22 protein-coding genes are annotated in these 21,890 nt (G+C 69.8%); 14 read left to right on the forward strand and 8 right to left on the reverse strand.

Translation table 11 applies throughout. From position 1 onward, the window contains the following. The first annotated feature begins 22 nt into the window (after window positions 1-22). Window positions 23-1,192, forward strand: coding sequence for a hypothetical protein (locus tag QHF85_RS04235; protein ID WP_281325739.1), 1,170 nt, complete (start codon window positions 23-25; stop codon window positions 1,190-1,192). A 140-nt stretch (window positions 1,193-1,332) separates the two neighbouring features. After that, window positions 1,333-3,321, forward strand: coding sequence for an aconitase family protein (locus QHF85_RS04240; RefSeq protein ID WP_281325740.1), 1,989 nt, complete (start codon window positions 1,333-1,335; stop codon window positions 3,319-3,321). A gap of 99 nt (window positions 3,322-3,420) precedes the next feature. On the opposite strand, the gene QHF85_RS04245 is transcribed toward QHF85_RS04240, so the two are convergent. Beyond that, entirely contained in the window at window positions 3,421-4,737 is a 1,317-nt protein-coding gene (locus QHF85_RS04245; RefSeq protein WP_281325741.1) for a response regulator, read from the reverse strand. A 202-nt stretch (window positions 4,738-4,939) separates the two neighbouring features. On the opposite strand from QHF85_RS04245, the gene QHF85_RS04250 reads away from it, so the two are divergent. The 5 genes from QHF85_RS04250 (at window position 4,940) to QHF85_RS04270 (ending at window position 8,322) form a co-directional block, all read left to right on the forward strand. Next, window positions 4,940-5,173, forward strand: a complete 234-nt coding sequence (locus tag QHF85_RS04250; protein WP_136926995.1) for a TIGR04563 family protein — start codon at window positions 4,940-4,942, stop codon at window positions 5,171-5,173. Then, window positions 5,170-6,078 (forward strand): alpha/beta hydrolase, encoded by a 909-nt coding sequence (locus tag QHF85_RS04255; RefSeq protein ID WP_281325742.1) that lies wholly within the window; start codon window positions 5,170-5,172, stop codon window positions 6,076-6,078. The genes QHF85_RS04250 and QHF85_RS04255 overlap by 4 nt, the downstream gene beginning before the upstream one ends. Then, a complete protein-coding gene (locus tag QHF85_RS04260; RefSeq protein ID WP_281325743.1) occupies window positions 6,075-7,145 on the forward strand; it encodes a hypothetical protein in 1,071 nt (356 codons plus the stop codon). Before QHF85_RS04255 ends, QHF85_RS04260 begins: the two co-directional genes overlap by 4 nt. Before the next feature lie 104 nt (window positions 7,146-7,249). Then, window positions 7,250-7,921 (forward strand): hypothetical protein, encoded by a 672-nt coding sequence (locus QHF85_RS04265; RefSeq protein WP_348652713.1) that lies wholly within the window; start codon window positions 7,250-7,252, stop codon window positions 7,919-7,921. An 11-nt stretch (window positions 7,922-7,932) separates the two neighbouring features. Beyond that, a complete protein-coding gene (locus QHF85_RS04270; protein WP_281325745.1) occupies window positions 7,933-8,322 on the forward strand; it encodes a YbjN domain-containing protein in 390 nt (129 codons plus the stop codon). Window positions 8,323-8,346: 24 nt separating this feature from the next. Here QHF85_RS04270 and QHF85_RS04275 read toward each other — a convergent pair whose 3' ends face one another. After that, window positions 8,347-9,762 carry a hypothetical protein gene (locus QHF85_RS04275; protein ID WP_281325746.1) on the reverse strand — a complete coding sequence of 472 codons (1,416 nt, stop codon included), beginning with the start codon at window positions 9,760-9,762 and terminating at the stop codon, window positions 8,347-8,349. 2 nt (window positions 9,763-9,764) lie between these two features. Then, on the reverse strand, window positions 9,765-11,000 hold the full coding sequence (locus QHF85_RS04280) for an SUMF1/EgtB/PvdO family nonheme iron enzyme (RefSeq protein WP_281325747.1): 1,236 nt from the start codon (window positions 10,998-11,000) through the stop codon (window positions 9,765-9,767). A 73-nt stretch (window positions 11,001-11,073) separates the two neighbouring features. Between QHF85_RS04280 and QHF85_RS04285 the strand changes: the two genes are divergently transcribed. Both QHF85_RS04285 and QHF85_RS04290 read left to right on the forward strand, forming a co-directional pair. Then, on the forward strand, window positions 11,074-12,030 hold the full coding sequence (locus QHF85_RS04285) for a prepilin peptidase (RefSeq protein WP_281325889.1): 957 nt from the start codon (window positions 11,074-11,076) through the stop codon (window positions 12,028-12,030). Next, window positions 12,015-12,470 (forward strand): hypothetical protein, encoded by a 456-nt coding sequence (locus QHF85_RS04290; protein ID WP_281325748.1) that lies wholly within the window; start codon window positions 12,015-12,017, stop codon window positions 12,468-12,470. The genes QHF85_RS04285 and QHF85_RS04290 overlap by 16 nt, the downstream gene beginning before the upstream one ends. Here QHF85_RS04290 and QHF85_RS04295 read toward each other — a convergent pair. Both QHF85_RS04295 and QHF85_RS04300 read right to left on the reverse strand, forming a co-directional pair. Continuing rightward, window positions 12,380-14,515 (reverse strand): prolyl oligopeptidase family serine peptidase, encoded by a 2,136-nt coding sequence (locus QHF85_RS04295; protein ID WP_281325749.1) that lies wholly within the window; start codon window positions 14,513-14,515, stop codon window positions 12,380-12,382. The genes QHF85_RS04290 and QHF85_RS04295 overlap by 91 nt on opposite strands. Window positions 14,516-15,021: 506 nt before the next feature. Then, the gene (locus tag QHF85_RS04300) at window positions 15,022-16,059 is read right to left on the reverse strand and encodes an ATP-grasp domain-containing protein (protein WP_281325750.1); all 1,038 of its coding nucleotides are present in this window, start codon (window positions 16,057-16,059) and stop codon (window positions 15,022-15,024) included. Window positions 16,060-16,129: 70 nt separating this feature from the next. Between QHF85_RS04300 and QHF85_RS04305 the strand changes: the two genes are divergently transcribed. Together QHF85_RS04305 and QHF85_RS04310 are read left to right on the forward strand one after the other, a co-directional pair. Next, window positions 16,130-16,441, forward strand: coding sequence for a hypothetical protein (locus tag QHF85_RS04305; protein WP_281325751.1), 312 nt, complete (start codon window positions 16,130-16,132; stop codon window positions 16,439-16,441). Between the two features lie 14 nt (window positions 16,442-16,455). After that, window positions 16,456-17,154 (forward strand): hypothetical protein, encoded by a 699-nt coding sequence (locus tag QHF85_RS04310; protein WP_281325752.1) that lies wholly within the window; start codon window positions 16,456-16,458, stop codon window positions 17,152-17,154. Window positions 17,155-17,159: 5 nt separating this feature from the next. Here QHF85_RS04310 and QHF85_RS04315 read toward each other — a convergent pair whose 3' ends face one another. After that, on the reverse strand, window positions 17,160-17,717 hold the full coding sequence (locus QHF85_RS04315) for a phage holin family protein (RefSeq protein ID WP_281325753.1): 558 nt from the start codon (window positions 17,715-17,717) through the stop codon (window positions 17,160-17,162). 13 nt (window positions 17,718-17,730) lie between these two features. Beyond that, on the reverse strand, window positions 17,731-18,003 hold the full coding sequence (locus QHF85_RS04320) for a hypothetical protein (protein ID WP_281325754.1): 273 nt from the start codon (window positions 18,001-18,003) through the stop codon (window positions 17,731-17,733). 134 nt (window positions 18,004-18,137) lie between these two features. Between QHF85_RS04320 and QHF85_RS04325 the strand changes: the two genes are divergently transcribed. Genes QHF85_RS04325 through QHF85_RS04335 form a run of 3 tightly spaced genes read left to right on the forward strand, consistent with a single transcriptional unit; the run spans window position 18,138 to window position 21,096 of the window. Continuing rightward, the gene (locus QHF85_RS04325; RefSeq protein ID WP_281325755.1) at window positions 18,138-19,538 is read left to right on the forward strand and encodes a phosphomannomutase/phosphoglucomutase; all 1,401 of its coding nucleotides are present in this window, start codon (window positions 18,138-18,140) and stop codon (window positions 19,536-19,538) included. Then, the gene (gene prmC / locus QHF85_RS04330) at window positions 19,535-20,425 is read left to right on the forward strand and encodes a peptide chain release factor N(5)-glutamine methyltransferase (RefSeq protein WP_281325756.1); all 891 of its coding nucleotides are present in this window, start codon (window positions 19,535-19,537) and stop codon (window positions 20,423-20,425) included. Before QHF85_RS04325 ends, prmC begins: the two co-directional genes overlap by 4 nt. After that, window positions 20,413-21,096, forward strand: a complete 684-nt coding sequence (locus QHF85_RS04335; protein ID WP_281325757.1) for a DUF4272 domain-containing protein — start codon at window positions 20,413-20,415, stop codon at window positions 21,094-21,096. The genes prmC and QHF85_RS04335 overlap by 13 nt, the downstream gene beginning before the upstream one ends. 13 nt (window positions 21,097-21,109) lie before the next feature. On the opposite strand, the gene QHF85_RS04340 is transcribed toward QHF85_RS04335, so the two are convergent. Continuing rightward, on the reverse strand, window positions 21,110-21,880 hold the full coding sequence (locus QHF85_RS04340) for a hypothetical protein (RefSeq protein WP_281325758.1): 771 nt from the start codon (window positions 21,878-21,880) through the stop codon (window positions 21,110-21,112). Window positions 21,881-21,890: the final 10 nt, after the last annotated feature.

Below are 21,890 nucleotides of genomic sequence, written 5' to 3' on the forward strand. Positions count from 1 at the left end.
GTACCACGCTAGGATAGGCCTCGTGCTCGCCGTCGCCCTCGTCCTTTGCCTCTGCCTCGCGGCCGTGCTCGTGCTCGTTCTGCTGAGGCTCGGGCGCAAGCAGGACGCGGAGCGCGCGGAGCTCGATCGACGCTTCCTCGCGCTCGGCCAGTCCGTCGACGCGGAGAGCGAAGGCGGCGCGCTGCGCGTCACGGCGAATGGTCAGCCGTTCGTGCTTCGGCTCCGTTATGGGCGTGGGGGGCGGGCGGAGTTCGAGGTCGAGGCCGCGGGCAGCGGCGCCGCGGCGCGGCTGCCGATCGTGATCCGTCGCGAGACGTCGCTCGACATGCTCGGCAAGAAGCTCCGGATCAACCGCGAGGTGCAGACGGGCGACGCCGCCTTCGACGCCGCCGTGTACGTCGAGTCGGACGCGCCGGACGGAGACGTCCAGCGCGTGCTCGGCGAGGCGCGCGTGCGGCAGAAGGTCCTCGCGCTGCTCGACGCAGGTTTCTCGTCCGTCGCGATCCACGACGGCGGCGGCAAGCTCTTCGCCCTGCGGGACGCGGGCGAGCGCTTCGACGAGGGCGCCTTGCGCGCGGCGTGTGGCGAGCTCGGCGCGATCGCGGAAGCCTTGCCGGCGCCGAGCGCGAGGCCCGGTTTGCCGCCGCTCTGGCTCGCCGGTCCGATTGCGGCCGTGGTGTCGGCCGTGCTCGCGTTCGTCGGGTTTTACCTCCTTTCGTGGGCGCGCGGCGCGTATTACCCGCTCGGCAGCAGCGCGACGATCGTGGGCGTGGCGCTCGGGCTCTTCGCGTGGCTCTGCGTGCTGCCGCTCGTGGGCGTGCTCGTGCGCGGCCGCTCGGTGAGCTTTCGCCTCTTCGGCGCGTGTTTCTGCTTCCTCTTGCTCGCCATGCCGCTCTCGGGCGCGGGCACCGCGATCGCCATGAACGGCCGCATGGACGCCGATCGGCCGACGTGCCTGAAGGCGCGCGTTTCCTCGAAGGGATCACGCTCGTACAAGACCAGCACGTCGTACTTCGTGCACCTCGACGGCCTGCCGCGGGAGAGCGCGCCGATCGAGCTGCCGGTCGCGCGCGAGCTCTTCGCGTCGCTGCACGAGGGGCAAGACGTGTTCGTGGAGGTCGGTCGGGGTCGCTTCGGCTGGGAGTGGCTGAAGGGGATCCGGCTCGACGACGTCGACTGCGGCGGGTGGTAGATCGCGTCCTGCCACGATGCGTCAAGGTGCGCGAAAAATTTGCGGAAAGTCCGCCTTGGATCCCGCGTCGGGATCGGGATAAATCACCGGGACGGCGCGAGAGGTTCCGTTCTCTCGCCGTGTGAGGGTCGAGGAGGAACATGCCCATCCCCCGTCGCACATCGGTCCGCCCGAGCGGACGTATCCTGTACCTGACCGAGGATCCCGAGGCGCTCCGCGCGCAGCTCGCCGGAGGCTCGATCGAGTTCGAGCCCGAGCGACACGCCCTCGTGAACAACATCTCGACCGACGAGCTCACGCCGGGCTGGGTTTGTTACTACTACGACGAGACGCTCGCCCGGTACTGCCTGGTCGGCCTGCGCGGCGGGCTCATCGAGCGCGACTCCATCAAGAACGGCGGCTTCGGCGTGATCGTCAGCGGCCGCTCGAAGGGCTGCGGCTCGTCGCGCGAGACGGCGCCGTACTCCGAGCGCGAGGCGGGCATCCAGATCGTCGTCGCCAAGAGCATCGAGAAGATCTACGGGCAGAACTGCCAGAACATCGGCCTGCTCACGACCACGGACTTCAGCGTGCTCGACCGCGTCAAGCGCGGCGAGGAGATCCCGATCTCCGAGTTCACGCGCGGGCTCGACCCGATCAGCCGCGACGTCGTCGAGTACGGAGGCCTCTTCACGTACAACAAGGCGCGCCTCGCCGGCGAGGTCTCGCCGCCGACGCTCGACACGCCGGCGCGGCCGATGACGCTCTGCGAGAAGATCCTCGCCTCGCGCGCGATCGTCGACGCGAAGACGGGCGCGCTCGGCGTGAAGGCCGTCAAGCCCGGCGACTCGCTCTTCGTGCGCACCGACGTCCGCTTCTCGCACGAGTACGTCACGCCGATGGCGGAGTCGCTCTTCCGCGCCGGCTTCGGCCCCGACGCGAAGGTCGAGGCGCCGGAGAGCGTGTACGCGTTCCGCGATCACCTCACGTTCCTCGACCTCGTGATGCCCGAGGCGCACAAGAAGATGGGCCTCCAGGAGCAGGCCGCCTCGCTCGCCACGGTGCAGGAGACGTTCACCCAGAAGCACCGCGTGAAGCTCTACGGCGAGGTCGTACGAGACGGAAAGACCGTCGGGTCCGAGGCGATCTGCCACAACAAGGTGATCGAGGAGATCGCCCTGCCCGGGCAGGTCGTGGCGGGCACGGACTCGCACACGTGCATGGCCGGCGCGCTCGGATGCTTCGCGTTTGGCGTCGGCTCGACGGACATGGCGAACGCGTGGCTCACGCGCGACATCCGCGTCGCCGTACCCGAGTCGGCGCGCTTCAACCTGCACGGGAAGCTGCGCCCCGGCGTCACCGCCAAGGACGTGATGCTCTACCTGCTCTCGCAGCCGTTCTGGAAGAGCGGCGAGGGCATCGGCAAGGTGCTGGAGTTCGCGGGCGAGGGCGTGCGCGCGATGGGGCTCGACGAGCGCGCGACGCTCACGAACATGGCCGTCGAGGCGGGCGGCTTCACGGGCATCATCGAGGCCGACGAGGTCGTCGTGGAGTACCTCGTCAAGCAACGCGGCCTCGACGCGGACGCGGTGCGCGCGCAGATCGTGCGGGCCGACGAGGGCGCCACGTACATGGCGGTCTTCGACGTGGATCTCGGCGCGATCGAGCCGATGGTCGCGACCCCGGGCGACCCGCGCAATGGCGTGCCTCTGCGCTCGCTCACCGACGTCGCGGGCGGCGACGTGAAGATCCACGTGGCCTACGGCGGCTCGTGCACGGGCGGGAAGAAGGCGGACATGGACATGTACGCCGAGGTTCTCCGGGCCGCGGTCGAGCAGGGCAAGCGCGTCGCCGACGGCGTGCACCTCTACATCCAGTTCGGCTCGCAGGACATCCGCAGGTACGCCGAGCAGAAGGGCTACATCGAGATCTTCCAGCGCGCGGGCGCCGAGCTCGTGGACCCTTCGTGCGGCGCGTGCATCAAGGCCGGGCCGGGCGTGTCGTTCACCGCCGACGAAGTCACGGTCTCCGCGATCAACCGCAACTTCCCTGGTCGATCCGGCCCCGGGAAGGTCTACCTCGCGAGCCCGCTCGTCGTCGCGGCGAGCGCGATCGCGGGGCGGATCGTCGAGCCTGCGGCGATCGCCTGAGCGATTCGCTCCCTCATCCCCTCATTCACCGTTTGGGGGCTACGCTCGGACGAGCCGAGCTACGCCCCCAAACCCCCCTTTCGGGAGAGGGGCGCTCGCCTAGCTCCCGTTTCGCGACGACTTGATCACCTGCTCGACCTCGAGCCCGCGGAAGGTGCCTCGCATGGCCGCCTTCTCGGCGGCGAGGTCGGGCTTCGCGCTGCGCACACGCGTGGACGTCCGCTCGGACTCGGGCACGGCTGGCGTGGGCGTCGTGCGCTGATCGAAGCTCGTCAGCGTGCTCGTGAGCTCCGCCGGGGTCGGCGCAGGCGGCGCGGGCGGCGCAGGCGGTGCCGGCGGCGCGGGCAGCACGGGCGCGACCTTGCCGCTCGTCGTGGTCCCCATGCGGATCCCGGCTGCCGTATCCCCGAGCTTGATCCCCGCGACCGACTCCGCGAGCCGCGTCCCTGCGACCGTACTCCCGAGCCGCAGCCCCGCCGCCGTGTCGCGCAAGAACTTCCGCCCCGCGGCCGTATCTTCGAGCCTTAGCCCCGACGCCGTCTCGCCGAACTTGAGGCTCGCCGCCGCGCGCAGCCCTGCGATCGACTCCGTGAGCTTCAGGCTCGCCGCCGTCTCGCTGAAGAGCCGCTGGCTCGCCTCGATCTCGTGCGCCAGCCGATCGCTCGGCTCCGTCTCGTTGAACGCCGCGATGAGCAGCGCCCCGAGCTGCTGTGCGCCCGGCGGCGGCGGCGTCGGTTCGCGTGGCACGAAGCCGAACTGTGTCCCCGACCACGTGAGCGCCGCTTTGAGGGCTTCGAGCGCGGAGATGTGCTCCTTGTCGAGCGTCCCGCCGACGATCATGCCGGAGGCGATGTACATGGCGAGGCGGCTCGGGCTCGTGGCGCTGGAGAAGCGCAGCTCGCCGCTGCGTTGTTCGAGCTCGAGGGCGCCGAGCACGCTGGCGATCGACATCTTCGTGGGGTCGCCGAGCACGGCGAAGGCCTCGCCGTCGCTCGCGGGGGGCAGGATCGACTGGCCGCGTTCGAGCTCGCGGATGCGCTCGCCCATGGCGATCATGGCGTTCACCTGGGCGACGAGCTCCGCGGGATCGATGGGGGCGGAGAGCACGACGTCGGCGCCGCTGCCGAGCACGGCGAGGCGCGTGGATTCCGTGTCCGACGTCGTGAGGACGACGAGCGGCGTGTAGGCGACGCGCGTATCGTGGCCGCGGATTACCGAGGCGAGCTCCAGCGCGTCGGCGTCGGGCAGATCCAGCGAGGCCACGATCACGTGCGGTTCGAGGGCGCAGGCCACGTTGAATCCGGCGCGCGCGGTGGCGACCGAGACGACGTCGTACGTATCGGACGGCAGCCCCTCGACGAGCGCCCGGTAAGCGGAGAGATCCGCATCCACGACGAGCACGAAATCGCCCGACATGAGGCAAACCTACCATGCCGGCTGACGAGAGCGGAGCGTCCGTGCGTGGACGGACGTGGGGTTCGGCGGAAGGTAAGATTTCGACGTTTTCAATGTGGGGAAGACCACTGGGTGAGCGTGAGCTTGCTCCCGCGGCGCTTCCTCGTGCATCCCGCGTGCGCTAAGGTATTCCCTTGTAGCTAGCTCACGCCTTCGGGGAGCCATGAACGACAAAGACACGCTGGCGAAGAACAACGAGGCGTCGAAGACCGACAAAAGGAAGCAAAGTCTCTACTTCCCGGAGTCGATGCTCCAGGAGATCAAGGAAGAAGCGGCGCGGCTCGATCGGTCTTTGTCGTGGGTGGTCCAGCGCGCGTGGAAACTCGCCCGGCTGGAGATCAAGAAGCTGCCGAGCGTCAACGAGGTCGGTGAAGGCGAAGAGGATCTCGGCGATTGACGACGAGCAGTCTTCCCCCTCCCTCGAGCGGGAGCGCCCCCCAGACCGCCTCGTTCGCCATTGCCCCCGACACGACGCGCCTCTTCGTGCGGCGCAGGCGGGGCCCCTCGGATCTCACGGTCCTGCTCACCGACGGGATCGCCTGCGACGGGTTCATCTGGAAATACCTGTGGGACGACCTCTCCTCCGTCGCCAGCGTCGCGCACTGGAACTACCGCGGCCACGGCCGTAGCAGCCTTCCCGCCGATTCCCGGCGCATCGAGCTCATCGACCACGCGCACGACCTCGATACGGTCCGGCGCGCCGTGGGCGACCCCGAGGTCGTGCTCGTGGGCCACTCGATGGGCTGCCAGGTCTCGCTCGAAGCCTACCGGCTCCGGCCCGAGAAGGTGCGCGCGCTCGTCCTGATCTGCGGCGCGCCGGGGCGAATCACCCACACGTTCAAGGGCACCGACGTGCTCGCGCAGATGCTGCCGAAGCTCATCGCGCGCGTCGACGCCCACCCCGAGATCGTGCGGGCGCTCTGGGGAAGGGTGCCCGCCGAGGCGGCCTTGCGCCTCGCGATGCTCACGGGCGAGATCGATCGGTCGATCCGTCCCGACGACGTGATGCCGTACCTCAAGCACATGGTCGACATCGACGTCTCCATGTTCCTGCGGATGCTCCGGTCCGCCGGCGATCATTCGGCCGCGGACCTTTTGCCGAAGGTCACCGTGCCCGCGCTCGTGCTCGCGGGGGATCGCGATACCTTCACGCCGCCCCGGTACGCCGAGGAGATGGCGGCTGCGCTGCCGCACGGCGAGCTGCTCATGGTGAACGGGGGCTCCCACGCCGTGCCCATCGAGCGCCCCGACCTCGTGCGCGACCGCATCCAGAAGTTTCTCCGCGAGCGCGTGCTCGCATGAAGAGCCCGGGCGGCGCGCTCTCGCGGATCGCCGCGGCGGCGCTCGTCCTCGGGGCCTGTGCGCGGGAAGGGCAACCCACGGAGGGCGATTCGAAGGCCTCTGCGAAGGCCGCGCCGTCCGCTGCGATCGTCACGAGCTTGACGCCCGCCGCGAGCGCCGCCCCAAGGCCCGCACCGAAGGAGCTCGACGTCGAGGCCGATCCCGTGCGCCGCGAGCTTCTGCACGCCCCGATCAAGTCGGTCGCGCTCGTCGGTTGGAGCCGGCCGGGGATGTTCGACGTCACGCTCGAACGGCAAGACCCGCCCCGCTTGGCGCCCGCGCGGATCCTGCTCGCGCTCGCGGAGCACCCCGTCGCGTACCGGCGCAGCCTCGCGTTCGAGCGGCTCGCGCGGGCGCTCGGCATGCGCGTCGTCCCCGCGGCCGTGCTCCGGCGCATCGGCACGGGCGAGCTCGGCGCCCTCTTCGCGGGCCAGCGCGACCTGCGCGACTACCTCTCGCGCCACGCCGCCGTGCAGAACGACGGCACCGTCGACGCCTTGATGTTCGCCCCCGGCCGCGGCGACGGCCCCGGCGCGTGGTCCTTGCCGGCCGGCCACAACGTCACGCTCGAAAACTCCCTCGAAGCGGAGACCTGGGCCCGCTGGGCCGCCTCGCCCGACCCGCTCCCCGGCGAAACCTCCTCGCTCCTCGCCGACTACGTCGAGACCCTCGTCCTCGACTACCTCGCTGGCCACGTCCTGCGCCGCTCGGTCCACTTCGACGACGTCGCCGGGTCGATCCTTCTCACCGACAATGCTGCCGCGTTCCCGTCGAAGGTCGATCCTCGCGCGCTCGACGTCCTGCTCTCGCGCCTCCGCCCCGTCACGCGTTTCCCGCGCGGCCTGCAAAAAGCCCTCCTCGCGCTCGATCGAGACCACGCGCGGGATTTGCTCGCGTCAGGGCCGTTCGAGACCTGGCTCGTCTCGCCGCGCACCCTCGTGGACCTCGACGAACGCAGAAAAAGCCTGCTCACGCTGATCTCGGCCCGCGTCGCCGAGCGCGGCGAGGCCGCGGTCCTTTCCTTGTGAGATAATTCTCGGACGTTGCATCGTTTCCGTGCTCTGCGCGGCCGATCGCGGTATCCTGGCCGACTATGTCCGACCCAGGCGGCGAAGCATCGCTTGAGGAGTTGATGGCCGTGATGGCCCACGACCTCAACAACCCCATCGCCGCGCTGATCACGAACCTGAGTTTCCTCGAGAGCACCCTCGCGCCGGGGACGAGCGCGGAGACGAACGAGGCGCTGGCCGACGCGCAGATGCTTTGCGACGTCTTGCGGCGCCTCGCGGGCAACATCGATCTCGTGGCGCGCCGAGGTGGGCATGCGGGCGCCCCATCGGCATGTGACCTCGTCCTGTTCGGGCGGGAGGCGATCGGGCGGCTCGGCAAGCAGGCGGAGGCGGCGGAGGTCGAGCTCGCCCTGGATCCGGCGCTCCGGCATGGCGAAGTGATCGTGCGGTGCGATCGGGCGCTTTGCGCGCGGGCGATCGACAACCTCATCGCGTTCGGGATCGAGCGCGCGACGCCGCGGACGGGGCTCGTCGTGTCGGCGACGCAGGACGGGGCGGAGGCGCGCGTCGAGGTCCGTTACGCCTCGCGATCGCAGCTCACGGTCGATCCGCCGCCCACGGGCGCGCCGCCGGCGCAGCGTCGCCGGTACATCCAGGCGGCGTATGGCCGGGGGCTCTCGCTCTACTGCGCCCGCATCGCGGCGACGCTGCTCGGCGGCCGGCTCGACACGACGCACGAGGCGGATGGCCGGGCCCGGCTCTGTCTCGTCGCATCTTGCCCGGAAGAACGCTAGGCTCCGTCGCGATGGACGTCGAGACGGTCCGCGGTTGGCTCGAGAGGCTCGATTACGAGGTCAAGGACGAAGGCCCGAAGACGACGCTGCGCGTCTTCCCTCGGCGGCCCGGCAACGAGTCGCTGCCCCCTTACTTCATCCAGTGCAGCGAGCACTGGCTTTTGCTCTCGCTCCTGCCCGTGCTCTCCTCGCGCATCCAGCCCTCGCCGGAGCTGCCGCGCCGGCTCCTGCTCCTGAACCGCGACATGCGCATCGCGAAGTTCGCCCTCGGCGGCCAGGGTGAGGTCGTGCTCTGCGCGGAGCTGCCGACCGAATCGCTCGATTTTCCGGAGTTCGCCGACGCGACCGAGCGTCTCGTGAAGTATTTTCACCACTATCACGATTACCTGGCGTCGCCGTGACGAGGGGCGCCACCGCTCGTCGGTTCATTCTCGTTTGATCTCGACCGCATTCGGCACGGTCGGGGCAAAACAGAGCCGCTCGGGCGACGCGTCCGGCACGTTCGCGCGGATGTGCGCGATGACGGCGTCGGCCTGCGCCCAGTCCTTCACCTGAATACCGAAGTGCTGGCCGCCGCCCTCGATGTATTCGATGCCGCGGATCTCGGACAGCGCGGGGAACGTGGTGAGCGCGTCAATGGTCGTTCGGAACGTGTACGAGGCGCCCTGGGGCAAGGGCATCTCGCCGACGTACACGAACGGCGTCGTGCATGCGTCTTCAGGGGGCTCGTTTTTTACTTCGCGCAGCCTGGCGGGCCAGGCGTACCGGACCCAGATCGTCCCCGCGTCGTCCATTCCGATCGACCTGAACGTCAGGGGATAGGAGAGGTTCGCGATGCGGGTCCACCGGCCCTCGTCGAAGCGGAAGATCCCGCGGCCCGCGAGCGCGTGGAGCTTGCCGGACGGCGAAACGAAGAGCTTCTGGAGCCTCGGCCCGATCGGCGGCAAGGCCTCGAACGTCCCGGCCTTGTAATGGATCACGGGGCTCGTGCTGAGCCACAGCTCGTCGCCTTTTCCGGGGACCGGCACGGCCCCGACGCCACCCGTTGGTTTGACCATGCCGGAGAGCTCGACGATGCGCGACGCCCCCTCTTGATCCCAAACCTCCACGGCCAGCGCATTCTCGCGGTTGCAGAGGTTGCCGATCGTCATGAACGTGCCGGCCCCGGTCGCGCTGATCCACCAATAGGGCAGGGCCAGGGGCACGGGCTCCTGCGATTTCGGGACCTCCTCGGGCTTGCAGCCGCCCTGCTCGGCCGAGATCGGCTCGAACTGGCGCACGGGCCCTCGAATCACCGAGCGGCGCCGGCCCTTGCGTGACCCCGAGGCCACGATCGTCGTCGGGCCGAGGCGCGCCGTGCCCTGGAACCAGCCGCCGCCGTCGTCGTCGCCGAACGCGAGTCGCGACCCCTTCCCCGTGAGCGGGAAGATCGTCGGGCGCCACCCGTAGCCGCGTTTGCCCGACGAATACACATCGACGCCGTCCGGCCAGGAGCCCCAGACAGCCCGGATCTCGGTCCCGCCGATGTCTTTGTTGTCGTCCGGGACCTGGCCGATCCACTTGACAGTCTCGCCTTCGACCCGGCCCACGCGCACGCCCTCGGCCACGAGCACCGCACCGTCGATGACGTGGACCGTCGCCGTCAGGCTTCTTTTCAGGGGCGCGAAGGGCTCCGGCATGAGCGTCGGCACCTTCTCCTGCGGAGGCGGAGGTGCGGGGGGCGCGGCGGCTTGACTCGCGCTCGCCGTGACCGGCGGCGGTTTGTCCTCGGGCGGGGGCGGCGCCTTCTTGCACGCGGCGAGCGCGCCTCCGACGATGCAGAGCGCGAGCGCGTGCTTCATGGTCATTTCTGCGTGATCACGACGCGCCCGTCGTCTCGGTATGTCACGTTCCCCGATTCCCCCCGGCAATCCCAGCAGCTCGCCCACGACAAACGTTTGCGCACATAACCATTGAAGCCGAGCGAGATCGGACCCTTTTCGTCCTTCAGCACGAGCGTCGAGGCGATGCGGTATCGATCCCCCGGCAAACGGTAAAACGCGACGACGAACGAGTCCTTCGCGGCGCGGCCCGCGAGCACCACGATCTGCTCGCCGGGCACCGGGTTCCAGAGCAAGGGCGACGTCGTGAGCACCGTGTTCGCCGGCGGCGCGCCCGCGTCGCCCCGCGCGAGCACCACGTTCACGTCGTCCGGCTCCTTGAAATACGTGATCTCCCGGTCGAGCGTGGAGAGCGCCGGCACCGAGGCGAACATCTCCCCGAGCTCCTTCGCCGGCAGCTCCACGCGCCGGTAGGTCTGCTCCCATTGCGGCGAGGGGATCGTGGCCGCGTTCGGCGCGCCGCGGCAGCAGCGGAAGCCGAGGTCCTCCGCGCTCGCGCCCGGATCGATCGCGGTCCGATGCGCGCAGCGATGATCCGGTCCCACGGCGCTCCCGCGCGCCCCGCGCACGGCCGCCGCGCGCGGCTGCATGTCCTCGATCGGCAAGACCTCGCTCGCCGTCCATTCCCGGTACGCCGCGCCCATGCCGAGCACGCCGAAGCCCGACGCGCACGAGGCCGGCTCCTTCGCGCATTTCGCGTCCCACGACGCCTGGCCTGCGTACGTCGTCCCCTCGGGCCCCTTGCAGGCGCGCTCCCATTCGAGCTCCGTGCAGAGCCGCCCGCCTGCTTGCTCGCAGAGCTCGGCCGCCTTCCCGCGCGACACGCCCGTGAGCGGCGGCTTCGTCGGGTCGTTCGGGTAGAGGTACCGATCGATCGCGTAGGGCCCGAGCTTCACCTCGAGCTCGGCCGGTTCGAGCACGGGATCGCGCCCCTTGTCGCCCGGAGTCGAGCCGGCGACGAGGGCGCCGCCGGGGATGTCCACGCGTTCGCTCTTCGCGGCCTCCGCCTTCGACGCGCCGGCGTCTGGATCGGCCTGGTTTTCGGCGGCTTCGAGCACCTTGCCCTTCGGCGAGAGCACGACGGCCGGCCCGCCGTCGGCGCCGCCCGTGGAGGAACCGCCTCCGCCCGAGGTGCAGCCCGCGAGCGCGACGAGGGCGCAGAGGAGCGCGGCGTTGGTCTCGTTTCCCGGGATTTTCATGCGGGGACGGCGGTTTATGCCAGACACGGCGCGCCACGGCAAAGCCTCGCGCTATGCTGCGCCTCCCGTGCTGATGCTCGGCGATCTGCCCCTCACGTTCCTCTACGGCTTCGCGCTGGTCTTCGGCCTGCTCTGGGGCAGCTTCCTGAACGTCGTGATTTACCGTGTTCCGCGCGGGATGAGCGTCGTAAGGCCCGCCTCGCGTTGCCCCGCGTGCGAGACCCCGATCCGGCCGTGGGACAACATCCCCGTCCTCGGATGGCTCTTTCTGCGCGGCAAGGCGCGCTGCTGCGGCGCAGCCGTCTCGCCGCGCTACCCGCTCGTCGAGGCGATCGGCGGCCTGCTCTCCGTGGCGATCGTGCACGTGATCATCGCACCGCTCGATCCGACGACCTCGATCGCGCGCGCCGGCGCCATCTACATCGCCGACCTCGCACTCGCGCTTGGCCTCGTGGCCGCGGCGTTCATCGACCTCGAGCACATGATCTTGCCCGACGAGATCACGCTCGGCGGCGCCGTGCTCGGCCTCGCGACGGCCTCGCTGCGCGAGCTCTCGTTCGTCGACTCGTTGATCGGCGCGGCCGTGGGGTTTGCCATCGTCTGGCTGCCGTTCATCGTGATCTACCCGCGCTTGCGGGGCGGCGTGGGGATGGGGCTCGGCGACGCGAAGCTCTTGATGCTCGCGGGCGCGTGGTTCGGCTGGGGAGGCGCGCTCGTGGTGCTCTGCGCGGGCGCGGTGCAGGGCACGCTCGCGGCGATCGGCGTGCTCGCGGTGCGCGGCAAGATCGAGGAGCCCGAGGCGGTGCGGCTCGAGCGCGAGGAGATCCGCAAGGAGCTCGCGGCGATGACGCCGGAGGAGCGCGCCGAGGCGGAAAAAGAGCTCGCCGAGGATCCGCTCGCCGAGGAAGCGGGCGAGGGGCTCGGACAGGCGCGCGTCGCGTTCGGGCCGTTTTTGGCGCTCGCGACGCTCGAGTATCTTTTCTTCGGCCGTGTGGCCGTCGAGGCGTTTTTCGGATGGGCCGGGGGCTGATCCTCGTCGCGCTCGTGGCGCTCGTGGGCTGCGGCGGCTCGCCGCTCCCGCTGCCGGAGATCGGCCCGCACGTGCGCGAGGCGCCGGTGCTCGTGCCGTATCCGCCGCCAGCCGCGCGCGTGGAGATCGTGCCGGCGCGGCCGGGCAAACAGGAAGTGTGGATCGACGGCGAGTGGACGTGGGAGCGGCGGCGCTGGGTGTGGCGGCGTGGTCGCTGGGAGGTGCCGCCGCCGAAGAGTTACTGGGCACCGCCGGTGACGGTGCGGCAATCGGATGGATCGCTCGGGTTTTTCGCGGGCGGATGGCGGACGAAAGGCAGCGGCGCGCCGATCGGTGAGACGGCGCCGGGTCAACCTGCGCCCGCTACGTCTGCCCCGCCCGCCGCGCCCGTTGCACCCGCCGCGTCCGCGGGCGGCGCGACGTCGAGCGCCCAGCAATAAAAGCTCAGTTCGTCCACGTCTTGTTCGACGAGCGCCGTCATCGTGGTGCCGCCGCCGTGGCCCGAGGCCCGGAGCGGCAGCAAAAGATACGGTCCGCCGCGCGTGTTTTCCGCCTGGAGCCGTGCGACCATTTTGAGGGAATCGTACGGAGGCGCGATCCGATCGTTCAGCGCCGGGACGAACGTGATCACGGGGTAACGGCGATCCGATCGAACGTTGTGATAGGGCGAATACCCGGCGAGATAGGCGCCCTCGACGGGATCGTCGGGCGAACCGTATTCGACGGTCGCCGAGCTCATGAAGCCGAATTTGGGAAATTGCAGCATGTCGAGCGTGGGCGCGCGGCAGAACACGGCGCCGAAGGCCTCGGGCGCTTGCATGGCGGTGACGGCGACGAGCACGCCGCCGTTGCTGTTGCCGCGCGAGGCGAGCCGCGCAGGCGTCGTGTATCCGGCCGAGACGAGAAAACGCGCTGCGGCGATGTAATCATCGAACGCGTTTTGCCGCCGCGTCTTCACCGCGGCCTCGTGCCAGGCACGCCCGTATTCGCCGCCGCCTCGAATGTTCGCGAACGCGAGCACGCCGCCGAGCTTCAGCCAGGCGGCGGTGACCGCCGTGAAGCGCGGCTGGAGCGAGACGTTGAATCCGCCGTACGCGCTCAGACGCACGGGCATTTTTCCGTCGCGAGGCAGGTCCTTGGGGTGGATGATGAACATGGAGACCCGCGTGCCATCGGGCGACGCGTACCACACCTGGTTTGTCACGTACGCCGCAGGGTCGAGCGCGACGTCGGGCACGTGGTAGGGCGTCAGGCGGTCCGTCGCGTAGTCGTAACGATAATGGGAGGGCGGCTGCACGTACGACTCGAAGCTCACCCACACCTCGTCGCCGCTCCAGGCGCCGCTGACGCCGCTGACGACGCCTTCGCCTTCATTGCGATTGACCGATCCGAGCGCCGGCAGCACGAGCTCGCGGAGATATGTACCGTCCGCGGCGTGAATCCGGATGCGATGGGAGGCCGCCTGGCAATAGACGGCATAGAGCCGGCCGCCGACCCCGGCGACGGTTTGCAGCGTGTCCTCGTTTTCGGGGAGGATCGTCCGCCACTCCGTCGGCGCCGCGAGCGACGCGACGCAGGCACGACCGCGCGGCGCGTCGAGGTCGGTATGGATGAGCAGCGAATCGCCGATCACCTGCACCTGATGGAGCGAGCGCATCGCGGGAGCCACCGGCAAGAGCGCGTCGTCGGCGAGGCGAAGGAGGTAGACGACGTTCGCGTGCACGAAGTCCCATTTGAAGAGCACGGCGAACCGGCCGCACTCGCTGACCTTGACGGAGCACCAGTACTCCTTGTCGTGATCGTCCCCGAAGACCCGGCGGGCCGGCGCGTCCGAGCCGAGCCGGTGCTCGTAAATGGCGTTCCAGTGCGCCTCGTCGCCCGCGGGCACCTCGCCCGGGTCGGGGCACGCCGAATAAAAGAAGCCGGATCCGTCGGGTCGCCAGGCCAGCGAGGCGTGGCCCGTCCCGCGAGGTCGATCGGGCAAAAGGCGCCCCGTTTCGACGTCGAGCACGTGAATCTGCGCCTCGTGGGTGCTGCCCACGGCCTTCCCGAACGCGACACGCGCGCCGTCGGGCGAGGGCACGGCGAAAACGAGGGCCTCGTCGCTCGGCCACGTATTCGGGTCGAGCACGGTTTCGAGCGGCGCGCCTTTTTCACGCCGCATCAGGAGCTTGAGCTTCTCGTCCTCCGCATCCGCTTGCCAGAGGAACTCGCGACCGTTTGGGCCCCTACGAATCGGCGGCGACAGCCGCGCATATCGCGCGGAGCGAGCGACCGCGTCCCGGAGCCAGTCGCGCCCCGGCACCGCGTCGAGGATGCCGCGCGTCACGGCCTCCTGCGTAGCGATAAAGCCTTGCGTTTCGGCGTCGTCGAGCCGTTCGAGCCAGGCGTACGGATCGTCGAAGCGCTTTCCGTGCGCCGTGAAGCCGCTCTCCGGATCGCGTCGCGTCGGGGGAAAGGGTAGCGGTCCGGTCGGCTTTTTCATGCAGGTGCGCGCTTCATACCATGGCGGACGAAGGGCATGCTCGCGGTGACCGGGGGGCAGGTGGGACGTCTTGCCCGTCAGCCTTCTCCGAGCCGCCGGAGATGAGGGCGCCCTCCGGCTTCTTACAGCGTGCGATCAAGCGCAAGTCGAGCGGTCGCGCCTGCGCGGTGGTGCTTGCGTCGGCGCAAGAGGACTCCTGACGAGTGGCTGAAGGCATTTGCGTCGGCGCAAGAAGGTTCCTGGCGAGCGCCGGCAGGCGTTTGCGTCGGCGCAAGAGGGTCCCTGGCGAGCGCCGGCAGGCGTTTGCGTCGGCGCAAGAGGGTTCCTGGCGAGCGCCGGAAGGCATTTGCGTCAGCGCAAGAGAGGTCCTGGCGAGCGCCGGAGAGTGTTTGCGTCAGCGCAAGACACGCCATGCAGATGGCCTACCGGCCGTTGCGCCAGCGCAAGGCACTCCCCCCACGCTGGACGAGGCGCCTCGTGCCACACCCACGCGCGCACCACCGCCCTCATCCATCCTCTCGCCGCCTCCCCACCTTGTGCGGCAAGAACCAATCCGACCGATACCGCTCCGTCGCCGTCCGCACGAGCCGCTCGACGAGCCCCTCGAACGTCATCCCCGCGGCATACGCCGATTTCGTGAAGCACGAAATGTACTCGAGGTCCGGGTAAATCCCCGGCAGCGGGTTGATCTCCAGCACGTACGGTTTTCCCGCGCCGTCGAGCCGCAGATCCACCCGCGCCCAGTCGCGGATCCCGAGCACCTCGCACGTGCGGATCACCAGGGACTCGATTTCACGCTGGAGCCCGCCGTCGACCTTCGCCGGGCAGAGCATGTGCTTCGTGCTGTGCCACGTGAACTTCGCGTCGTAGCCATACACGCGCCGAGGGCTCCGCGGAATCGCCGTGAAATCGATCTCCACGAGCGGCAGCACCTCGAACGACCCTCGATTGCCGATCACCGCGGCCGTGAACTCCCTGCCCGGCAAGAACTCCTCCACGAGCAGCGGCTGTCGATATCGATCGAGGCACGTGCTCACGATCGCCGCGAGCGCCGCGTCGTCGTCGACCACATTCGCATCGTAGATCCCCTTGCCAGCCCCTTCCGCGACGGGCTTCGCGATCACGGGAAAACCCAGGCCGAGCGCGCGATCGAGCGGGCGATGGATCACCTCGGCGCGAGGCGTCGGAATGCCGGCGCGGTCGAGAATGCATTTCGTGTACCACTTGTCGTGCGTGATTCCGAGCGTCACCGGGTCGCTGCCCACGTACGGCCATTGCAGCCATTCGAAGAGGGCAGGGGCCTGGGCTTCACGGCCGGTCCCGAAAATCCCCTCGGAGAGGTTGAAGATCAGGTCGGGCCGGCGCTCCGCGGCGATCTCCTTCGGCGACATCGTCGTGGTGTCCCACACGCGCACGCAGCCGAGGCGTTCGAGCGCCCGGACGACCGCGTCCCGAAGCTCCGGGCTGTCGAGCTCGGCCAGGTCTTCGTCGCCGAGGTGGGAGGTGTCCTTCGGGGTGACCGAGATGCAGAGGGCGAGGTCCATGGATGACCTGCACTCATATCATCGCGCGCCTCGCTCCTGCTCGTCCCCGTCCTTTGCTATCTTCCGCGCCGTGAACCGGAAGGCCTTCGAGAGAACCCCACGCCTCGTCCTCCTCGCGCTCCCGCTCGTCCTCTCGCTCCTCGCCGGCTGCAAGCGCGGCGTCGAGTGCACGACGGAGATCACCGCCGGCTCAGGGACGTTCAAGGCGACGGCCCGCGGCGAGGGCGACGAGAAAGGGCCGGTCATGAAGGCCGCGCTCCGCGACGCTTGCCAGCGCATGTGCGTCGAGACGAAGTCCCCCATGGTCGACGCGTGCGTCACGCGCTGCACCGTCGACGTCGGCGCGACGAAGATCGGCGCCCGTACCTCCTGCAACGACTGAAGCGATAAGACCCCATGATGCTCGCCTGGTCCTTCTCCGCGCGCACCCTCGAAGAGATCGAGCGCCTCCTGCGCGCCCTCGGCAAACACCGCTACGTTCGCGAGGTCGATCATCGCATCCACTGGGCCGTCGATCGCGCCCTCGCCGACCTGCCCGCCTTCGCCCCGCACGCACAGGCCTTCGCCGCGCGACAGAGCCGCGAGAAGGGGATCGAGATCTCCTCGCGGGATCCCTCGCTCTGGCGACCGGCCACCGCCGACGAGGTCTGCGCCGTCTTCCGCGCATTCTGGACCCCGGGCGAGTCCGCCGAGCGCTACAAAAAATCCCTGCGCGCGGTGCTCGCCGAGACGGGTTTGCCCCCCGCGATCCACGCGCCCTTCGAGGCCTCCGCCGACGCTCCTCCGCACCCCGAGCTCGTCCTGCTCGACTGGGAGCTCTTCCCCGTCGACGAGCTCGACGCCGATCGGCACCGCGGCGCGCTCGAAGCGATGGAAGAAGCGGGCGAGGAGGTCGACGCCTCCGCGCCCGTCTTCCAGGAAGGCCCGATCCTCGCCGCGCCGGAGCTGCTCGACGGAGCCCCGGGCGGCGAGCTTCGGGAAGACTTTTTCGTTTGGTCGGATGGGCCCTACAGCTACTCGGATTACGTGTTTCGTGGCGCTGCGAAGGTCGCGAAGCTCGCCGAGCCGCCGGTCGGGTACAACGACATCGACTAGCCCCTCTACGGGCCCACCATCGGCCGCGATCGGCCCGGTTCGCCCGGGAGCGTCACGCCGGGCAGCTCTGCCTTGTGCACGCCCTCCTCGACCGGCGTCTCCGTCCTGCTGATCGGCATGCTCGCGCTCACCCGCCCCGAGCGCATCGCGCGCACCGCGCCGAAGAAGGCGACCACGAACAGCACACCCGCGAGGATCGCGAGCCGGCCCGCGACCGAGGGGATGATCGCCCCGAGCCCGATCATGATCGCGATCACCGCCACCACGGCCCCCACGGCCCCGCAGGTGAACGCCACGACGCCCCACACCACGCGCGGCACCATCTCGCCCACGGCCCGCTGCGCTTCGAGCTTTCCGAGCGCGATGCCGTCACGCACGAGCTCCGTCGCCACGTCGATCGTGTCGCGCGCGACGGCCGCGAGCGCCTCTCCGGTCGACAGACCCTCGCCGGCCGGCCGCCGCGCGATCGGCGGCAGCTCGCGCTCCGTGATGCCGGCCGGCATCGTCGCCGAGCCGCGCAGGCGCGCGTGCCCGTTTCCGTTCGATGGTCGCTCCTGGTTCATCGCTCGCCCTCCTTCACAGCGGGCGCCACACGAGGCGCCGACGGCGGCGCACCACGGCCGTCACGATCCCGAGCAACAAGAGCCCGCCGATCGTGACCGCGGCGCGCACGATGTTCTTGCGCATCGAGCCGGCGCTCGATTTCAGCATCGACGAGACACGACTGAGATCCGCGACGAGGCGCTCCTTCGCCAGCTCCAGCCTGTGCTCGAGCGCTCGCCGCTGTTGATCCACGGGCAACGTCATCGCGCCCGACGCCCTCAGATCCTGTTCGCTGAGTCGGTTCACGCCCGGGCGAACGTGCAAGTCGCGTTCCCCGCCCACGGCCCGCCCGTGCGCAGCGAGCGGCCCGACCCCGGGCGAACTTTGGGGTTTCGTTCCCTCGCCCGACGTGCCAAATCCGCGGGCGAGTAGGCATCCTCATGAAGATCCCGCGCCACATCTTCCGCGAGTACGACATCCGCGGCGTCGCCGATCGAGACCTCGAAGACGACCTCGCCCGCGAGCTCGGCCGCGCCTTCGCGTTCGTCCTTCGCAAGGACGTGGGAACTCCCCGCGTCGCCGTGGCGCGCGACGGCCGCCTGTCGAGCGATCGCCTCTTCGCGGCGCTCACCGAGGGCCTGCTCGCGGGCGGCGCCGACGTGATCTACGTCGGCGTGGGACCGACGCCGATGCTCTACTTCGCCGCGCATCACCTCGAGACGCACGGCGCGGTGATGATCACCGCGAGCCACAACCCCGCGCCCGACAACGGCTTCAAGATGATGCGCGGAAAGGCCTCGTTCTACGGCAAGGACATCCAGGCCCTCGCCGACCTCATCGAGCAAGAGGTCGCCCTCGCCGAGCCGCCCGCCGCGCGCGGCAAGCTCACCGAGACCCGCGTCGAGGCCGCGTACATCGAGTCGGTCCGTCAATCGAGCCGCCTCGCGCATACCAACGTTCGCTTCGTCATCGACGCCGGCAACGGCGCGGCCGGTCCGCTCGGCGTCGCGACGCTCTCTGCGCTCGGGCTCGCGCCCGAGGCCCTTTATTGCGACATCGACGGCACCTTCCCGAACCACCACCCCGACCCCACGGTCCCCGCGAACCTCGCCGCGCTGCGCGAGCGCGTGCTCGCCACGGGCGCCACGCTCGGCGTCGCGTGGGACGGCGACGGGGATCGCATCGGCGCGATCGACGAGACGGGCGAGGTGGTCTGGGGGGACAAACTGCTCCTGCTCTACGCCCGCGCGCTGCTCCGCGAACATCCCGGCGCCACCATCCTCGGCGAGGTGAAGTGCTCCGAGACGCTCTACGCCGACATCGCGAAGCATGGCGGGCGGCCGCTCGTGTGGAAGACGGGGCACTCGCTGATCAAGACGAAGATGAAGGAAGAGCACGCGCTGCTCGCCGGCGAGATGAGCGGCCACATGTTCTTCGCCGACCGCTGGCCGGGCTTCGACGACGCGGTCTACGCCACGGTGCGCCTCGTGGAGATCGTCGCGGCCGAGGGCAAGACGCTGCGCGAGCTGCTCGCCGACGTGCCGCCCACGTTCGTCACGCCCGAGATCCGCGTCGATTGCCCCGACGCGCTCAAGTTCGCCGTCGTCGCGGACGTCGTCGCGCACTACCGCGGAAAGCGCCCCGTGCTCGACATCGACGGCGGTCGCTTCGACTTCGGCGACGGCGCGTGGGGCCTCTGCCGCGCGTCGAACACGCAGCCCGTGCTCGTGCTGCGCTTCGAGGCGAGCACGCCCGAGCGGCGCGACGAGATCCGGCGTGAGGTCGAGGGCGTGGTCGCCGAGGCGATCCGCCGCGCGGCCGAGGCAGGCGGCCGCACGTGACGGCGACGCGCGGCGAGGCGCCGGGTGAGGCGTGGACGATCCGCCGCGTGCTCGCGTGGGCGGTGGACGACCTCAAGAAGCGAGCGTTTACCTCGGCGCGCCTCGATGCCGAGCTCCTGCTCTGCCACGTCCTGCGCATCGACCGGATCAAGCTCCTCGTCGACGCCGAGCGCCCGCTCGACAAGGCCGAGCTCGCGCGGTACCGCGAGCTGTTCCTGCGCCGCCGGAACGGCGAGCCGATCGCGTACCTGCTCGGCGTGCGCGAGTTTTACGGTCGGCCCTTCCGCGTCGATCGACGTGTCCTCATCCCGCGCCCCGACACCGAGACGCTCGTCGAGGTCGCGCTCGCGCGCACGCGCCACCTCGACCTCTCGGCCCGCGTGCTCGACCTCTGCACGGGCTCGGGCTGCGTCGCGATCTCGCTCGCGCGGGAACGACCGACCACGTGCGTGCTCGGCCTCGACCTCTCGCCCGACGCGGCCGAGGTCGCGCGGGAGAACGTCGTGCGCCTCGGCGCCACGAACTGCGCGATCGGCGTCTCGGACCTGTTCTCCGCGCTCGAAGGCCGCGGCGTCGTGTTCGACCTCGTCACGGCGAACCCGCCGTACATCCCGGAGGCCGAGATCGACACGCTCGCGGTGGACATCCGCGGCTTCGAGCCGCACCTCGCGCTCTCGGGCGGGTCGGACGGGCTCGTGCTCCTCCGGCGCATCGCCGCCGAGGCGCCGCGTTTCCTCGCCCCGGGCGGCGTGATCGCCGTCGAGGTGATGTCCGGCCAGGCCGAGGACGTGAGCGCCCTCTTCGCCGCGCAGGGTTTTACCGCTATCGAGATCCAGAAAGACCTCGGCGGACACGAGCGGGTTGTGTCGGGGGCATGGAAACCGTGAAGGCGCCTGGGGGACGCGCGTCGGGGGATTCGCCCGTGGATGGCGAGGCGCTGCGCATGATCCGCCAGCGCTCGCTCTTCATGGCGCGTCGGCTCGGGTATCCGGTCGACGTGAGCTTGCCGCTGCTCACGGACCGCGGGGTTTTACGGGACAAGGACGAGGTCGTCGACCGCATGCTCGCGCTCGACGCGGTGATCGCTTGCGCGTCGGGCATGCCGCCCGAGATCGCCTCCGATTGGGTCTCCGAGATCGGCATCACGGGCGCGCTCTCGCCCTCGGAGGCGCGCGTGCTCGAGGGGCGCGCCGAGGACGTGCCCGCAGTCCTGCTCGAACGCATGGAGGCGCTCTGGGCGCTCGGCTGGGCGTCCTCGCTCTTCCGGGCCCTCGATTACTCGCGCATTTGTGGACCCGAGCTCGCCATGATCTTCGGCGAGCTCGACGACGCCCGCGACGTGCGCGCCTTGCGCAAGCGCTGCCGATTGCGCCGCCTCGACGAGGTCCTCGCCGCGTGCGACCTCGCTCGCTGCTTGCACCGCGGAATCGAGATCGCCGCGCGCAAACGAATGAGCTTGCCGGGCAAGATCCAGCCGAACGTCATTTTGGAGCGACGCAAGGCGCTCGAATGGCTGCTCGGCGAGCAGGAGTGGGACGAGGTATTCGTCGGCGTTTAACAGCCTGCGGGGGTCACTTCTGCAGCGGATAAAGCGCCGTCCGCCACCCGAGCACGAACGCCCCGCCGCGGATCGACGTGCCGTACATGTAATCGTACGAGAGATACGGCCCCATTCCGACCTTCGATCCGAGCCGGAACCCCTCGTAAAACACCCCGAGCCCGAGCGCCGAGGTCAAACCTCCGTCGACGAGCAGCGTGTCCTGGTCGTCGGCCGGCGTCACGATCGCCGTCCCCACGCCCGTCTCCGCCATCAGCCCGAGGTCGCGCAGCGCTCCGCCGAGCGTGTAGAGCGGGTAGATCTCCGTGTGAAACCCGACCATCCCGCTGAACATCACCTTGTCGCCCGCGCTGATCCCGAGCGATCCGAACGTCAGGCCGAACGTCAAGAAGTCCCGCAGCGCCACGCCCACCCACGCGCGCCCGCCGAAGCCCGCCCCGATCCCGGTGTCCGTGTAGTACCGCAAGAGGCCGATCTTCGTCGGGTCGTTCGGGAACCCCGCGACGCTGCCGAGCGACGCGCCGATCGCGAGACCAAACGTGAAGCTGCTCCGCCGCTCCGCCGTCACCTCGCGTAGCGTCGGGTCTTTCTCGTCTTCGAGGCCGCTCGTCCCGAGCGTGCGCACGCCGGCCTCTTCCTTCTTCGCCTCGGCTTGCGCCTCTGTCGTGCTTCGGCCGCCGCGCGGGCCTTCTTGCGCGCTCGAGGGCGAGGACCACGAGGCGATCGCCGCGGTGAGGGCGACGGAGAGTGCGGCCACTTTTTTCGGGGAAACAACCTTCGCCATGCGGAGCCCT

The organism is Polyangium sp. 6x1 (genome assembly GCF_029946515.1).
Taxonomy (GTDB): domain Bacteria; phylum Myxococcota_A; class Polyangia; order Polyangiales; family Polyangiaceae; genus Polyangium.